We start from the raw sequence: 16,319 nt of genomic DNA, 5'->3' as shown, positions 1-16,319 counted from the left end.
CGTCAGACCGAGACTGCTTCCTCGGCCGGGGTGCTGGTGCGGATCAAGTGATCGAACGCGCTGAGCGCTGCCGTCGCGCCCGATCCTGCCGCGACGATGATCTGCTTGAACGGCGCGGTGGTGCAATCACCTGCTGCGAAGACGCCCGGTACCGAGGTCCGTGCGTGATCGTCGACGATGATCTCCCCGCGCGGGGTGAGATCGACGGTGCCGGAGAGGAACTCGGTGTTGGGTAGCAGGCCGATCTGAACGAACACTCCGTCGAGGTCGACGGTGTGCGCGGTGTCGTTCGTGCGGTCGTTGTACGCCAGCCCGGTGACCTTGGAACCGTCGCCGATGACCTGGGTGCTCAGGGTGCTGACCAGGATGTCGACGTTGGGGAGGCTGCGGAGCTTGCGCTGCAGCACGTCGTCGGCGCGCAGGTGCGAGTCGAACTCCACGAGGGTCACGTGCGCGACGATGCCGGCCAGGTCGATGGCTGCTTCGACACCGGAGTTGCCGCCACCGATGACGGCGACGCGCTTGCCCTTGAACAGCGGGCCGTCGCAGTGCGGGCAGTACGTGACGCCCTTGTTGCGGTACTCGCTCTCGCCGGGAACGTTCATCGAGCGCCACCGTGCGCCGGTGGACAGGATCACGCTACGGGAGAGAAGTCGTGCGCCGCTGGCGAGTTCGACCTCGACGAGTCCCTGCGGGGTGGCGGCGGGGGTCAGCTTGGTGGCGTTCTGGACGTTCATGATGTCGACGTCGTACTGGCGAACGTGGTTCTCCAGCTCGGCGGCGAACTTCGGTCCTTCGGTGTACGCAACGGACGCGAAGTTCTCGATACCCATGGTGTCCAGCGTCTGACCACCGAAGCGCTCGGCGACGACGCCGGTGCGAATTCCCTTGCGCGCAGCGTAGAGTGCTGCGGTTGCACCCGCAGGGCCGCCTCCGACGACGAGCACGTCGAACGGGTCCTTCTCGGAAATCGCCGTCGCGGTGCGTTCCGCGGAACCGGTGTCGAGCTTGCCGACGATCTGTTCGAGGGTCATGCGGCCGGACCCGAAGGGCTCACCGTTGAGGAACACCGACGGAACGGCCATGATGCCGCGGTCGTCGATCTCGTCCTGGAACAGCGCACCGTCGATGGCGATGTGCTTGACGTTGGCGTTGAGCACCGACATCACGTTCAACGCCTGCACCACGTCCGGGCAGTTCTGGCAGGAGAGGGAGAAGTAGGTTTCGAAGTAGAAGTCGCCTTCGAGGTCGCGGACCTGGGCGAGCAGCGCGGCGTCTTCCTTGGAGGGGTGGCCACCGACCTGCAACAGCGCGAGCACGAGCGAGGTGAACTCGTGTCCGAGCGGGATACCGGCGAACTGAACCTCGATGTCGGTGCCGATCCGGCGGATGGCGAACGACGGCTTGCGTGGGTCGGTACCGGTGCGGGAGTGGGTGACCGAGTCCGACAGGCCGGCGATCTGGTCGAGGAGTTCGCCGAGCTCGACGGACTTGGGTGCGTCGCCAAGAGAGGACACGAGCTCGATCGGCTGCGTCACGTTCTCGAGCAGGGACTTCAGTTGATTGGCAAGTGCGGCGTCGAGCATGAGGTTTTCTCCTGAGATCGGAAGGGATGGTCGTGGATTCTCAGCTCGGGCCGAGTGATCCGAACGTGGGGGATGCACCGGCGGCACAGGGCATTACGCTCCTGTGCCGCCGCGCACCGATCCGAACGAATCAGATCTTGCCGACGAGCTCCAGCGACGGTGCGAGGGTGTCTTCGCCCTCTTCCCACTTCGCCGGGCAGACCTCACCCGGGTGGCTGCGCACGTACTGTGCGGCCTTGACCTTGCGGAGAAGCTCGGATGCGTTGCGGCCGATGCCTTCTGCGGTCACCTCGGTGAACTGAACGACACCGTCCGGGTCGACCAGGAAGGTGCCGCGGTCGGCGAGGCCCTGGTTCTCGCGGAGAACCTCGAAGTCGGTGCTGATCTTCAGTGTCGGGTCACCGATCATCGTGTACTTGATCTTGCCGATCGTGTCGGACGACGCGTGCCACGCCTTGTGGGTGAAGTGGGTGTCGGTCGAGACCGAGAACACCTCGACGCCGAGACGCTGCAGCTCTTCGTAGTGATCGGCGAGGTCGCCGAGCTCGGTGGGGCAGACGAATGTGAAGTCGGCGGGGTAGAAGTAGAAGACCGCCCACTTGTCCTTGATGTCCTCGTCGGAAACGGTAACGAAGGCACCGTCTTTGAAGGCCTCAGCGGTGAACGGCTTGATCTTCTTGTTGATGAGCGACATGTACGGCCTCATTCGTATTCGGGTGCGTTGGTGTCGGTTGACGACCCTAATGATCTTGGATTGATCGGGCCAATCGATGATTGCTCAGATCTCGATAGCTCGAGCTTATCGATCCAGCGTGGGCTTTCTGGACTCGATCAAACCTAGGACCGGGCGTGACGGACTACACAGCCTCCCGCGATCAGTGCGCGCGTTCCGCTGCCAATCGCTCGATCCGGGGGAGCGCAACGGCCATGATCGTCAGATACGCGGGCGCCCAGATAGGTACGCCGAAGCTCACCACGCAGCCCTCGCCGTCGGGGATCACCTCGTGTCGAGTCGCCGGAACACCCGCCACCCGCCACGCCCAGAGACGACCGTCCTCGAACTCGGTGATGCGAAACGGCAGAGGCACCCCGACCGGGGTGAACACCCGGCCTCGGGAACCCAGGGCAAGCGGACCGGGGCGGTCCAGTTCGGCGCCGGCCACCGTCGGACCCCACACCGGCCACGCCGTCAGGTCCACCAGAACCTCCCATGCCGCGGCAGGCGGAACGGACATAGGGAGTTCGACGACGGGCATCCCGCGACGAAGGTTCAGGCGCATGCGGTGTGAGTAGCCGTTCACGGCGAATCGAAACGGCCGCCGCCTGGCGTGATGTTCAGCAGAGCGTCCACCCGAGGCATCTCGCGGTAGGTACCGAACCGGTGGTGGGTGATGCTGAGGGCCTGCTCACGCAGGAACGGCAGCATCTCGACGCGACCCGCTTCGGTCACGGCGCCCGACCACACTGCGGCAGACGGCCCGGTGGGCACGTCGGTTCCGGACCCGACGACGCGGGTTCTGTCCGTCCCGCCGCGCGAAACCGCACGCGCCCAGTCCGTTTCGGTGTCGACCGTCACGTCATTGGTTGTCAGGAACCCGAGCACGTCCTCCCCGAGAGCGACGGACGCGTGCACGGACAGGCGAAGAGGGGAACGGGCTCGCAACCCGGCGGCGACGACGCGCAGAACCTCCACGGGGCGAGCGTCGGCCTCCGCTCGTACGGTCACCGGGGTAGGAAGGTAGCGCAGCACGTTCGCCTCCACCCCGAGATGCGATACGTCACGGGTGGTGCCGAACTCCGTGTCCCACGCCACGAGATCGCTTGCCAGAGAGCGCCGTAGAAAGTCGAGGTCGTCGCCGACCGCTGCGGTCTCGCGCAGGAAGGCCTCCGCCCACGCGTCGGCCACACAGCCGACGGTCGTGCCGGACGAGGGGAGGGGCGACCAGTCGGACAGGCCGACGAGGTAGTTCGGTCCGCCGGCCTTGCTCCCCGTGCCGACCGTCGATTTCTTCCACCCGCCGAAGGGCTGCCGTCGCACGACGGCTCCGGTGATTCCTCGGCCCACGTAGAGATTGCCTGCGGCGACGCCTTGAATCCACTGCGCCTGTTCCGCGTCGTCGAGGGAGTGAAGGCCAGCGGTGAGCCCGTAGTCGACGTCGTTCTGTACCTCGATCGCCTCGGCAAGGGTGGCGACGGTGATGATGCCGAGGATCGGACCGAAGTACTCGGTTCGGTGGAACTCGGAACCAGGAGAAACGCCGACGCGGATTCCCGGCGACCACAGCCGGCTCTCGTCGTCCAGTGCGCGGGGTTCGAGCAACCACGACTCACCGGGATCGAGGTGGGTGAGACCCCGGAGAACCTTGCCGCTCGCAGGTTCGACGAGTGGACCGATGCGCGATTCCGGGTCCGTCGGGTACGCGACCTTCATGGACCGGACGGCGTCGACCAGCTGGCCCAGGAAACGGTCCGATGTGCCGACGGATCCGACCAGAATCGCCAGGGACGCTGCGGAGCACTTCTGGCCCGCGTGGCCGAAGGCAGACTTCGCGAGGTCCTTCACCGCCAGGTCGAGATCGGCAGCGGGTGTGACGACCATGGCGTTCTTACCGCTCGTCTCCGCGAACAGCCGAATGCCGGGGCGTAGCCGGTGGAACAGCTCCGCCGTCTCGTAGCCACCGGTGAGGATCACCTGATCGACCCGCGGATCCGCGACGAGGGTGCCGGCGAGGGACGCCTCGTCGACGTGGACGAGGCGCAACACATCTCGCGGCACGCCCGCCCGCCACAGAGCGTCGACCATCACCGAACCGCAGCGTTTCGCCTGCGGCGCAGGCTTGATCACGACGGCAGAACCCGCGGCAAGCGCGGCCAGGGTCGATCCCGCCGGTATCGCCACCGGGAAGTTCCACGGTGGTGTGACGACGGTCAGACGCCTCGGCCGATGGAGAGCGCCGTCCACCTGCGCAAGCTCCTCGGCGAGTTCGGCGTAGTACCCGGCGAAGTCGATGGCCTCGCTGACCTCGGGGTCGCCCTCCTCCAGGGTCTTGCCGCACTCCGCGGCCATGACTTCGAGCAGGTCCGCACGTGCGCGAGACAGCTCGCGCGCCGCGGACCTCAGGATGCGTGCTCGCTCGGTCGACGGGAGCGAACCCCAGCCCACCCCTGCGTCGCACGTCTGCTGAATCAGCTCGTCGAGGCGGACGGGATCGTCGACGGTGTACTCGACGACGAGGTCTTCCCCGATGCCCGACGCCTCGGCGCGCTCGAGAATGCCGCGGCCCCACCCTCTGTTGGCGGCCGAGGAGGGATCCGTGTCGGGGGTGTTGGCGAAAGGTACTGCGACATCGGTGCGGTCGGCGCTGTCGGTGGTGCGGTTCTGGCTCCGTCGCGGCGCGGGGACGGAGTCGTCCAGGGCGGTCAGGGAAGCACGGAATCGATTCTCCTGCATCGTGAACTGCGGGGTCGGTTGCCCGCTCTCGGTGGTCAGTTCGAACATCGAGGGCATGAAGTTCTCCGGCGCTGCTCCTTCTTCCAGTCGGCGGACGAGGTAGGCGATCGCGACGTCGAACTCGTCGGCGCCGACAACGGGGGTGTAGAGAAGCATCCCTCCGGTGTCCTCGGCGATCACCTGCGCCGTCGCCGACGCCATGCCCAGCAGCATCTCGAATTCGTATCCGGAGTCGATGCCGCGCTGTTCGGCGAGACACCGTGCCCAGGCGAGGTCGAAGAGGTTGTGCCCGGCAACGCCGATGTGCACGTTGCGGATTCGATCGGGTTCGAGCGCGTGGTCGAGGATGCGCTTGTAGTTGGTGTCGGTGTCCTGTTTGGACGACCACGTGGCCAGGGGCCATCCGTGCAGAGCGGATTCGACTCGCTCGAGCGGAAGATTCGCGCCCTTGACGACGCGGACTTTGACCGCTGCACCTCCGCGTGCAGTACGCCGGGCGGCCCAGTCCTGCAACCGCATCATCGCGGACAACGAGTCAGGAAGGTACGCCTGCAACACGATTCCCGCCTCGAGCGACAGAAGTTCAGGTCGGTCCAGCAGGGTCGTGAACACCGCGATCGTCAGATCGAGATCGTGGTATTCCTCCATGTCCAGGTTGATGAACTTGGGTGTGCCGGACTGCGCGGCCGCCGAGTACAGCGGTGCGAGCTCGTCGACGGTGTGTGCGACGGCCTCCTCGAACGCCCAGGGCGAGTGCGGCGCAACGACCGCCGACACCTTGACGGACACGTAGTCGACATCCGATCGCGCCAGTAACGCCGTGGTTCCGTCGAGACGTGCCCGAGCCCCGGCCGACCCCATCACGGCCTCGCCGAGCAGATTGATGCCCGGACGCATTCCGTTCCGGCGGATGCGAGCGAGACCGCGAGAGAGTGCGCGCGGCGAGGCGTCGAGCACGAGGTGGCCGACCATCGCTCGCAACGCCTTCTTCGCGATGGGCACGACCAATGCCGGTGCGACCCTCGCGGCCACGTTGCCGAGACGAAGGGCGACACGCAGATGCACGCCCAGGAACTGCGGCAGATCACCGTCCGTCAGATGCGCCCAGTTCCTGGCGGCGACCCGCACGTCCTCCGGCCGTACGACGCCGTCGATGAACCCCACGGCGAACTCCAGACCACGCTCGTCGCGCAGCAGGCCCGCGAGACGCACGGCGGCACGGTCGGCGGGACGGTCGGCGGAGAGAGTCAGCCAACGCCGTGCCAGGGCAACCGCGTCGTCCGCCAGCTCTTCGCGCGTCCTCGGTGCCATGGTCCACACTCCTCCGGGATTGACGGGCTTCGACTAGGGGGCAGGGCTTGTTTCGGGTGTCACCAGTCCATTCTGTATGCGAAGTCCGTCGGCGGTGTTCCACTCGGAGGTTCGAGCTGCCGCCGTCGACGCGAGCGCTGCTCGGAACGCCCGGATCGCGGGGTGCCCGCCGCGTCCGGCACGAACTGCGGTGTAGATGGTGCGGTCCGGACGCCCCGGCAGTGCGCGGAGATCAAGTCCGTCGGACTGGTTCGCGGCGATCAGTGCGGGAATGAACGCCGCGGCGTGGCCGGTGCGCACCAGATGGGCGTGCATCAGGGGGTCCGGGCTGACGAAGCGGACTCGGGGCTCGAATCCTGCGGCACGGCACACCGACCGGGCCCACGTTCCTGTCGCACTGTCCGGCGGGTCCATCGCCCAGGGCACGTCGAACAGGCCTGCCAGGTCGGTACGCGCGGACGGCAACCACGCGGCCTCGGACGGGACGGCGAGCAGAAGTGGATCGACGGCGAGATCCGCCCGGTCGATGTTGGCTCGGACCGGCTCGGGCATACCGGGGTATTCCTCACCGAGAATCAGGTCGAAGGAGTGCGACAACAGGCCGTCGTAGGCAGCGACGACCTGAAGTTGGTCGAACTCGACGGTCAACGACGGTTCCTCGGCAGCCAGCAGGTCCAGCACTGCAGGCACGATCGCGAACACGACCGTCTGAAACGACGCGACCCGCAGTGTTCCCTGAACTGCGGACTGAGCCGACGCGAGATCCGCCTCGGCTTCCTCGAGTTGGCGAAGGACGATCTCGGCGTGAGCGGCGAGTCCGATGGCGGCGTCGGTCAGTGTCACCCCTCGCCCCACCGGTTCCAGCAGCCGAACGCCGGACTCCTTCTCGAGCAGCGACAGCTGCTGCGACACCGCCGACGGCGTGTAGGACATCACACGGGCTACCTCGGCGAGCGTGCCGCGCCGCTGCAATTCGAGGAGGATCCGCAGGCGAGGGACGTTGAGCATCGGGTTCCCGTCATAGGTAAGCAATAATGACCGTTATTCTACAAAATGATTCGCTGGACTTACGTGAGTTACGCGAGAAGCATTCACTGTCATGACGGCAACCTCCCGGACACCCGGCACGGGATCAGCAGTAGCGATGATGGTCGGGTCGTGTCTGTCCCTGCAGTTCGGCGCGGCACTTGCCGTTCAGATATTTCCTGTCGCCGGGTCGTGGGCCGTCACTGCAGCCCGGTTGGCCATCGCAGCCGCTCTGCTGCTCCTGCTGGTGCGTCCACGGGTACGCGGATGGTCGAGGGAGCAGTGGAAGAGCATGGCTGCGCTGGGATTCGCATTGGCCGCCATGAACGGATGCTTCTATGCCGCGATCGATCGAATCCCCCTCGGCGTGGCCGTATCGATCGAGTTTCTCGGTCCACTCGTTCTGGCCGCCGTCCTGTCACGTCGGCGCGCCGACGTCGGGTGGGCGTGCCTCGCGCTGGTCGGAATGGTGCTGTTGGGCGTCGAATCCGCGGTTCACGCAACAAGTCTCGATCCTGTCGGCATCATGTTCGCGCTGTTCGCCGCGTCGTTCTGGGTCCTCTACATCCTGACCAATGCACGGGTAGCGGCAACGGTTCCCGGCACAGGAGGCCTGGCTGCGGCAATGGTGATCGCCGCGGTCTGCGTCCTTCCCGTCGGGATGATGCAAGGGCTCACCGCCTTCGCGGACCCCGAAACCCTGGCCCTCGCAACGGTGGTGGCGCTGTTGTCGTCGGTCGTTCCGTACACCCTCGAACTTGCTGCGCTGCGAATCGTTCCGCGCAACGTCTTCGGCGTCCTACTGGCCCTGGAACCGATCTTCGCGACACTGGCGGGATGGCTGCTGCTGCACCAAGCCGCAGGGGCGATCCGGCTGACTGCCATCGGACTGGTCATCGCCGCGACGGTGGGAACCGTCCTGACGGCCGAGCGCGTCGCGTCGGTACCCGCCCGGCCCGAGGTCGAAGCCGTCTGAGCCGGCGCCTGCATGACATCTGTCATGCCCGACCCGTGACGAAGTAGCGCGGTTTCGATTCCCGTCTGCACTGTTGTGGAGCGTGCGTGTCGACGACTCTGGGAACAGACGACCGAGCGACGACTCCGACACGAGGAGGACACGATGACGACTCCGGACCCCACACCGATTCGAGACGAGAAGAAAGCCGACGCCACCCAACTCCTGCTGGACAACCTCGGCGGCGTGAGCGGAATGATCTACACGGCGGTCCCTGTGGTCGCCTTCGTGACCGCCAACGCGGTGGCCTCGCTTCCGATTGCCATCGGAATCGCCGTCGCCATCGCCGTCGTGCTGACAGCGCTGAGAATGGTGCGCGGTGAACCGATCGTCCAGGCGAGCGGTGGACTGATCGGCGTCGTGACGGCCGGTGCCGTTGCCGCGTGGACGGGCTCGGCCGGCGGATACTTCCTGATCGGAATCTGGACCAGCCTGGTCATGGGTGCGCTGATGGTGGCATCCCTGCTCGCGCGTCGACCACTGACCGGACTCCTGTGGAACGCGCTGCACGGCAACAAGTACCCGTGGCGATCGGATCGCTCCACTCTGCGTGCGCACGACATCGCGACCGGCGCCTTCGCGCTGCTGTTCGGTGCCCGCTACATCGTGCAGGATCACCTCTACGACACCGACGCCACCGGATGGTTGGCCTTCGCGAAGATCTCCATGGGCACCCCGCTGTTCGCCCTCGCGATCCTGGTCACCGTCTGGGCTTTCCGAGGCTCCACGAAGCGTCTCGTGAACGACACCTTTCCGAACACACAGGGAGTGAGCCACCCGTGAACTATCGTCACCGACCGCGCCGGAGCGTAAGCGTCCTGGCCGCAACAGTTCTCGTCCTCGGGGCATGCAGCCAGTCCGAGCCGGAGCCGAACACGACTGCAGATCTGGATCGCTTCTATGATCAGGCGGTGACGTTCGAGCCGTGCGAGGGGTACGGCACGACGTCGACCGACGAGGCAGCGTTCGTCAGCGATCCGACGTTTCGGTGCGCGCGCGTGGACGTCCCGCTCGACTACGACGATCCCGACGGACGGACGGCGCAGATCGCGTTGCTGAAAGTCCCCGCGAAAGGCGAGCCCATCGGGTCGTTGCTGCTCAACTCGGGCGGCCCCGGAGGGCCTGGCATGAGCATGGCCGCAGCCGCGGCGACAACGCTGGCGGACAGTCCGTTGACCGAGAAGTTCGACATCGTCGGATTCGATCCGCGCGGCGTCGCGGCGTCGACGCCGGCCATCGACTGCTTCACCGACGCCGAGAACGAAGCAGGCGAGGCGTACACGACAGTTCTGACGGGAGCGAGGTCACTGTCGGAAGACGGGGCACGCGAGCTGGTTCGGCAATGTGCCGAGCGGTCCGGCGGCGAGGACGTTCTGGCGAACGTCGGAACTCGTGACGCAGCCCGGGACATGGATGTGCTGCGCGAAGTGCTGGGCGACGACCAGCTCAGTTACCTGGGGCAGAGTTACGGCACGCGCCTGGGCGCGGTCTACGGAGAGATGTTCCCGCAGAACGTTCGAGCCATGGTGCTCGACGGTGCCATCGATCCACTGCAGAGCACAGCGGACCGTCGGATCGATCAGTTCACGGCGTTCCAGGAGGCATTCGACGCCATGGCTGCGGACTGCGCCACCGAGCCCGACTGCCCTCTCGGGCAGGATCCGACGAGGTCCGTCGAGAATTTCCAGAACATCGTCCGCCCGCTGATCGACGATCCGATCGTGACCCCGGACGGCAGGAAGATGGACTTCGACGCCGCCTACGGGGCCGTGATCGCCGGGCTGTACGACTCGACCGTCTGGCCGGTCATCACCAAGGGCATCGCGGAACTACAGGTGGGGCAGGCGGAGACGTTGCTGAAGATCAGTGACGTGTTCGGTGGGCGTGACGTCGACGGCGCCTACCCGAACTTCGCCGAGGCGCTGTACGCGATCAACTGCAACGACGAGCAGCGCAACACTGCCGAACAGGAGGTCGAGCTCAAGGAGCGAATTCAGGGCATCGCGCCGTTCACCGACTCCGGTCTGGGGCCGGAAGGCGCACGCGACCCGTGTGAATCCTGGCCCGTCGAACCCACTCTGGGATTCCCGTACGCAACCAATATCGACGGTCTGCCCGACACGTTGACCATCTCCATCACCGGCGACCCGTCCACGCCCTACGCGGGTGGTGTCAGCCTTGCCGAGACGCTGGGTGGGTCACTGCTCTCCGTCGACGGAGACCAGCACACCGTCGCGTTCTCCGGAGCGAACGACTGCGTCGACACGGTCGTGGCCGAGTACCTCGTAGACCTGAAATCCCCACCGGAGGGGGCCCGCTGCGCTCTCGACTAGGCCGTGCGAGTTTCGCTTCCCGCCAACAGGATCGACGCGATGAGCTCTGGGTTGTCACTCATCGGGACGTGGCCGACGCCCGGCACGGTGATGAACGTGGCGTGCGGCAGGTTCCGCTTCGCGACTGCACGCTCGTAGATCGGCAGGGTGAGGTCGCGTCGGCCCCAGGCGATGGTGATGGGAACCTGCGGCTCGGCCGCGACGGGAAGTTCGAACACCGCGTCCAATCCTTCGTCGACGAAGGTGTTGGAGACCAGGGACGCGGTGTCCACCACGGCGTCGGCGTACGGCACACGGCTGGGGTGGGCGAAGAACGCGGAGATGGCCGGGTAGCGCACGGCTTTGTAGGAGAGCAGACGAGGCGCATGCTCGCCCATTCCGCGGGCCAGGGTCCGCAGAACGCGGAACGTGCCGATCGCCCGGCGTCGATCGAGGTCGTTCACGAAGAACCCGGCGGGAGACAGCGCGGTCGCCGACGCCACCCGCCCGCGGCACGCCATGGCGATCGCCAGCCAGCCCCCCAGGGAGTTACCACCGATGTGAGGCTTCGCGTCCGGAGTGTCGAAGTCTCCGAGCAGATCGTCGAGGGCATCGACGACGTAGCCGAGCGGATCGCTTACGTTCGCCTCGAGTGCGGGGGACTCGCCGTGACCGAGCAGGTCGACGGTGACCACCCGTCGATAGGGCGTGAGTAGATCGAGGATCGGATCCCACGCCTGCCTCCGGTGAACCACTCCGTGAACGAGGACGAGAGTGGGCCCGCTACCGGCGACGTCGTACCGCATCTTCATGGGAGCACATAGTAGCTGTGAATAGAGGTAACACCTACTCTTTTGCCGAATCGGAGAAATATCTTCGGGGACGATGTCGAAAACGCTCACCCGGTTCCGTCCCAGGGTTGGATGCAACCACAGAGGCTGCACAGAGACGAGGAGATCATCATGGCCAAGTACCTGTTTCTCAAGCATTACCGCGGCGCTCCCGAGGCAGTCAACGACGTCCCCATGAACGAATGGACACAGGACGAGGTGGAGGCCCACCTGAAGTACATGGACGACTTCGCCGCCAAGCTGCAGCAGACCGGCGAGTTCGTCGACAGTCAGGCGCTGAAGCAGGCCGGTGCGTGGGTCCGGTACGACGGCCAGGGAAAGCCGCCGGTCACCGACGGCCCGTTCGCCGAGACGAAGGATCTCATCGCCGGATGGATGGTCATCGACGTCGACTCCTACGACCGCGCGCTGGAGCTCGCGGCCGAACTGTCCGCCGCACCCGGTGCAGGCGGTGAGCCGATTCACGAGTGGCTCGAAGTCCGCCCGCTGATGAGCACGCCCACCACCATCGAAGACTGACATGCACCTCGGGTCCGGCACGTCTCCGGATCGGCCCGGGATGGACGACGTCCTGGTCCGGCAGTTGACTCCCGCTGTGATCGGCGTCCTCACTCGTCGCGGACTCGATTTCGCGACAGCCGAGGACGCCGTGCAGGAAGCGTTGATCCAGGCCACGACGTCCTGGCCGACGAGGATGCCGTCGGACCCCAAGGGGTGGCTCGTCACCGTCGCCTGGCGGAAGTTTCTCGACGGGCATCGAGCCGACGAGGCCCGTCGAACACGGGAGCTGCGGACCTGGGCCGAGCCGCCACCGGGGGACACCGAGAACGTCGACGACACCCTGCAACTGCTCTTCCTGTGCGCTCATCCGTCGTTGACGCCGTCGGCGGCGGTCGCGTTGACGTTGCGCGCGGTCGGTGGCCTGACCACCGAGCAGATCGCCGACGCATACCTCGTCCCGGAGAAGACGATGGGTCAGCGCATCAGCCGCGCGAAGAAAACCGTCGGGCACGTGCGATTCACGGAGAACGGAGATCTGTCGACGGTTCGCCGGGTGCTCTACCTGATCTTCAACGAGGGGTACACCGGCGACGTCGACCTCGCGGCCGAGGCGATCCGACTGACCCGGCAGTTGGCCGCGTCGACCTCCGACGAGGAGACGTCGGGACTACTCGCGCTGATGTTGCTGCATCATGCCCGCCGGAGTGCCAGGACACGGCCCGACGGCAGCGTCGTCCCCCTGGCCGAGCAGGACCGATCGCAGTGGGACACCACGCTGATCGGCGAAGGCGTCGACATCCTGCAGGCCGCGTTGGGACGCGACCGACTGGGCGAGTTCCAAGTGCACGCGGCGATCGCCGCACTGCACGCCGACGCCAGAAGCGTCGACGAGACCGACTGGGTGCAGATCGTGAGCTGGTACGACGAACTTCTCGCCATCACCGCGAGCCCCGTCGTGCAGCTCAATCGGGCGATCGCCGTGGGGGAGGCCGACGGCGCGGCCTCGGGTCTCGCGGCGCTCGGCGCAGTGGATCCGAGCGTGCCCCGCTTCGCCGCTGCTTCGGCGTACCTCCACGAAAAGGCGGGGGACCTGGTCTCGGCCGCGCGGCTGTACGGCGAGGCAGCGCAGGCAGCATCGAACCTCGCCGAGCGGCATCACCTGTCGGTGCAGGCAGCGCGTCTGAGCAAGGTGCTGCGCGAGTCCGAGTGACGAGCCCGGCTCCGGAAGACCAAGGGGTTGACGCGGCGCACTGGAGAGCCCTAATGTGATCCAAGCCATCGATTGAAACGTTTCAATCCCGTCGAATCTGCAACAGTCGATGGTGGCCCCCACACTCTGATCGTCGAGAAGGTCCTCCATGGCATCGGTTCTGTCCGACACGAAGAAGCTGTGCTTCCTGTTGAAACTGCGCCCCGAGCGGGTGCAGGACTACCTGGCCGCGCACGAGACCGTCTGGCCGGAGATGCTCGATGCTCTGCGCGAGACGGGGTGGAAGAACTACTCGCTGTTCCTTCGACCCGAGGACGGTCTCGTCGTCGGCTACGTCGAGTCGGACGACCCCGCGGCGATGACCACGGCCATGAGCGCGACCGACGTCGACGCACGCTGGCAGGCCACCATGGCCCAGTACTTCGAACCCGCGGCCCGCCCCGACGCCCCTCTCGAGTTTCTGCACCACTACTTCCATCTCCCCTGATCACCCTCACACCGACCCCCCTCACACTGACCCCCCCTCACTACATGGAGCCCTCATGAAGATCGGCGCCAAGTCCACCACCGGGTGGCGAGCGACCATATCGGTCGCGATGAGCAACTACATCGAAGCCGGATCGATCATCGCCATCGCCACGTCGTTGACGTTGTGGCAGAACGAGTTCGGCATCAGCAACCTCGCCGTCGGGCTGCTGGCCGCGTTCAGCGCCAATGCATTCGGTGCGGCGATCGGCGCCGGCATCGGCGGTCCGCTGTGCGACAGGTTCGGCCGCAAGGCGATCTACACCTACGACCTGATGGTCTACATGGTCGGTGTGCTGATCGCAGCGTTCGCGATGAACTTCGCCATGTTGCTGACCGCGTTCGTGATCACCGGCATCGCCGTCGGAGCAGGTGTACCCGCATCGTGGACGTACATTGCCGAACAGGCGCCGTCGCGTGAGCGGGCACGACACGTCGGAACCGCGCAATTGGCGTGGTCGGTCGGGCCGTTCGTCGGATTCGCACTCGCTGCGTTGCTCGCGCCCCTGGATCTACTCGGCTCTCGCATCATCTTCCTGCACCTCTTCGTCGTGGCCGCGGTGGTGTGGTGGATTCGCCAGGGCTTGCCCGAGTCGGTGATCTGGAAGAACGAAACGGGCGACACCGCAGGGGCGGCTGCACGCGAGAAGACCTTCGGCGCAGCCGGATTGAAGGGCCTGTTCACCAAGAAAGTGAACATCACCGCGCTGCTGGTCCTCATCGGGATCTACGGCTTCTGGAACACCGTCGCGGGACAGGCAGGCATCTTCATGCCGCGTGTGTACGAGAGCGCAGGCGTCGAGAGCGCCGTCGAACAGAACCTCCTGCAGGTTCTGGTGTGGGGCTGCACCGTGCTCGCCACGTACTTCGGCTTCATGAAGTTCGCCGATCGCGTGTCCCAGAAGCTGCTCTACTCCATCGGGGCTCTGCTCGGCATCGCGGCCTGGGCAATCCTGGTGTTCTTCACCGACAACGGACTCCCGACGCTGCTGATCTTCGCCATCACCTGGGGTACCTCCAGCGGCATCGGTGCCCAGGCGTTCTACAGCCTCTGGGCGAGCGAGCTGTTCGCGACGCCGTACCGCGCCAGCGCCCAGGGCTTCATGTTCTTCGTCGTCCGCACCGCCACCGGCCTGCTGAGTTACTTCTTCCCGACCCTGCTCGCCGCCACCGGACTCACCACCGTCGGCCTGCTGCTCATCGGCCTGCTCACCGTCGCCCTCGCGATCGGTGCGATCTTCGCACCGAACACGCGTGGAAAGTCCCTGCCGGAGATCGAGACCGAGCGATACGGTGCGGTCGTGTCCCCTGAACTTCCCGACTCCCGAGACGGAGTCACCCAGACCCGAGAGCCTGCACTGTGACCACACATACCGTCAGTCCCGACGCGATCCTCGACGCCCTCGCCATCGAACTCCCGTCGTGGGCGTTCGGAAACTCCGGAACCCGCTTCAAGGTGTTCGGCACCCCCGGCACACCCCGCACGATCGAGGAGAAGATCGCCGACGCAGCCACCGTGCATCGGCTCACCGGATTGGCTCCCGTTGTCGCGCTTCACATCCCGTGGGACAACGTCGACAGCTTCACGGCACTGAAGTCCTACGCCGCCGATCTCGGTGTTCGTCTGGGAACGGTGAACTCCAATACCTTCCAGGACGACGACTACAAGTTCGGCAGTCTCACGCACACCGACAAGGCCGTGCGACAGAAGGCGATCGACCACCATCTGCGGTGCCTCGAGGTCATGACCGAGATCGGCTCGCAGGATCTGAAGGTCTGGCTGGCCGACGGCACCAACTATCCGGGTCAGGGCGATATTCGCGGTCGGCAGGACCGTCTCGCGGAATCGCTGGCCGCGATCTACCAGCACGTCGGCGAGGGCCAGCGGTTGGTGCTCGAGTACAAGTTCTTCGAGCCTGCCGTCTACGTGACGGACGTGCCGGACTGGGGCACGTCCTACGCGCACACCGTCGCGCTCGGTGAGCGCGCGGCAGTGTGCCTCGACACCGGGCACCACGCGCCGGGAACGAACATCGAGTTCATCGTCGCGCAGCTTCTGCGCCTCGGCAAACTCGGTTCCTTCGACTTCAATTCACGCTTCTACGCCGACGACGACCTGATCGTCGGCGCGGCGGATCCGTTCCAGCTGTTCAGGATTCTGTTCGAGGTCATCCGCGGCGGAGGGCTCGCACCCGAATCGGACCTCGCGCTCATGCTGGACCAGTGTCACAACGTCGAGGCGAAGATCCCCGGGCAGATTCGCTCGGTCCTCAACGTCCAGGAGATGACGTTGCGTGCGGCTCTCGTGGACACCGAGGCACTCACCACGGCGCAGGAAGCCGGAGACGTACTGGGCGCCAACGGCATCTTCATGGATGCCTTCTACACCGACGTGCGTCCGCGGCTCGCCGAGTGGCGAGAGAGCCGCGGTCTACCGGCCGACCCGATGCGAGCCTTCGCGGAATCGGGTTATCAGCAGCAGATCGAAGCCGACCGCGTCGGCGGCACCCAGACCTCCTGGGGTGCATGAG

At 65.9% G+C, this 16,319-nt stretch carries 14 protein-coding genes; 8 read left to right on the top strand and 6 right to left on the bottom strand.

Annotated features, from left to right (window positions below; translation table 11 throughout):
• Positions 1-2: 2 nt before the first annotated feature.
• From ahpF to CH289_RS04785, 5 genes are all read right to left on the bottom strand, one after another.
• Complete coding sequence (gene ahpF, locus CH289_RS04805) at positions 3-1,586, bottom strand: alkyl hydroperoxide reductase subunit F (protein ID WP_094727460.1); 1,584 nt, start codon at positions 1,584-1,586, stop codon at positions 3-5.
• Between the two features lie 130 nt (positions 1,587-1,716).
• Complete coding sequence (gene ahpC, locus CH289_RS04800; RefSeq protein ID WP_019663746.1) at positions 1,717-2,280, bottom strand: alkyl hydroperoxide reductase subunit C; 564 nt, start codon at positions 2,278-2,280, stop codon at positions 1,717-1,719.
• A gap of 181 nt (positions 2,281-2,461) precedes the next feature.
• Positions 2,462-2,866 (bottom strand): SRPBCC family protein, encoded by a 405-nt coding sequence (locus tag CH289_RS04795; protein ID WP_019663745.1) that lies wholly within the window; start codon positions 2,864-2,866, stop codon positions 2,462-2,464.
• Between the two features lie 17 nt (positions 2,867-2,883).
• Positions 2,884-6,348, bottom strand: a complete 3,465-nt coding sequence (locus tag CH289_RS04790; protein WP_256977032.1) for a bifunctional proline dehydrogenase/L-glutamate gamma-semialdehyde dehydrogenase — start codon at positions 6,346-6,348, stop codon at positions 2,884-2,886.
• A 33-nt stretch (positions 6,349-6,381) separates the two neighbouring features.
• Positions 6,382-7,356, bottom strand: coding sequence for a LysR family transcriptional regulator (locus CH289_RS04785; protein WP_020111905.1), 975 nt, complete (start codon positions 7,354-7,356; stop codon positions 6,382-6,384).
• Between the two features lie 91 nt (positions 7,357-7,447).
• Between CH289_RS04785 and CH289_RS04780 the strand changes: the two genes are divergently transcribed.
• From CH289_RS04780 to CH289_RS04770, 3 genes are all read left to right on the top strand, one after another.
• Positions 7,448-8,350 carry an EamA family transporter gene (locus CH289_RS04780; protein WP_230594266.1) on the top strand — a complete coding sequence of 301 codons (903 nt, stop codon included), beginning with the start codon at positions 7,448-7,450 and terminating at the stop codon, positions 8,348-8,350.
• Between the two features lie 144 nt (positions 8,351-8,494).
• The gene (locus tag CH289_RS04775; RefSeq protein ID WP_256977031.1) at positions 8,495-9,172 is read left to right on the top strand and encodes a DUF3159 domain-containing protein; all 678 of its coding nucleotides are present in this window, start codon (positions 8,495-8,497) and stop codon (positions 9,170-9,172) included.
• A gap of 128 nt (positions 9,173-9,300) precedes the next feature.
• The gene (locus CH289_RS04770) at positions 9,301-10,722 is read left to right on the top strand and encodes an alpha/beta hydrolase (protein WP_256977030.1); all 1,422 of its coding nucleotides are present in this window, start codon (positions 9,301-9,303) and stop codon (positions 10,720-10,722) included.
• Here CH289_RS04770 and CH289_RS04765 read toward each other — a convergent pair.
• Positions 10,719-11,513 carry an alpha/beta fold hydrolase gene (locus tag CH289_RS04765; protein ID WP_020111901.1) on the bottom strand — a complete coding sequence of 265 codons (795 nt, stop codon included), beginning with the start codon at positions 11,511-11,513 and terminating at the stop codon, positions 10,719-10,721. The genes CH289_RS04770 and CH289_RS04765 overlap by 4 nt on opposite strands.
• Positions 11,514-11,663: 150 nt before the next feature.
• Here CH289_RS04765 and CH289_RS04760 point away from each other — a divergent pair, with 150 nt between their 5' ends.
• From CH289_RS04760 to rhaI, 5 genes are all read left to right on the top strand, one after another.
• Positions 11,664-12,071, top strand: a complete 408-nt coding sequence (locus CH289_RS04760; protein WP_027498833.1) for a YciI family protein — start codon at positions 11,664-11,666, stop codon at positions 12,069-12,071.
• Positions 12,072-12,111: 40 nt separating this feature from the next.
• Positions 12,112-13,263 (top strand): RNA polymerase sigma factor, encoded by a 1,152-nt coding sequence (locus CH289_RS04755; RefSeq protein ID WP_179276734.1) that lies wholly within the window; start codon positions 12,112-12,114, stop codon positions 13,261-13,263.
• 148 nt (positions 13,264-13,411) lie between these two features.
• Positions 13,412-13,750 carry an L-rhamnose mutarotase gene (locus CH289_RS04750; RefSeq protein ID WP_019663736.1) on the top strand — a complete coding sequence of 113 codons (339 nt, stop codon included), beginning with the start codon at positions 13,412-13,414 and terminating at the stop codon, positions 13,748-13,750.
• A gap of 55 nt (positions 13,751-13,805) precedes the next feature.
• Positions 13,806-15,152, top strand: coding sequence for an MFS transporter (locus tag CH289_RS04745; protein ID WP_094727455.1), 1,347 nt, complete (start codon positions 13,806-13,808; stop codon positions 15,150-15,152).
• A complete protein-coding gene (rhaI, locus tag CH289_RS04740) occupies positions 15,149-16,318 on the top strand; it encodes an L-rhamnose isomerase (RefSeq protein ID WP_037144944.1) in 1,170 nt (389 codons plus the stop codon). Before CH289_RS04745 ends, rhaI begins: the two co-directional genes overlap by 4 nt.
• Position 16,319: the final 1 nt, after the last annotated feature.

It is taken from the genome of Rhodococcus sp. RS1C4, assembly GCF_002258225.1.
Taxonomy (GTDB): domain Bacteria; phylum Actinomycetota; class Actinomycetes; order Mycobacteriales; family Mycobacteriaceae; genus Rhodococcoides; species Rhodococcoides fascians_E.
The sequence above is the reverse complement of the archived record's forward strand: the minus strand, read 5'-3'. Positions and strand labels throughout refer to the sequence as shown.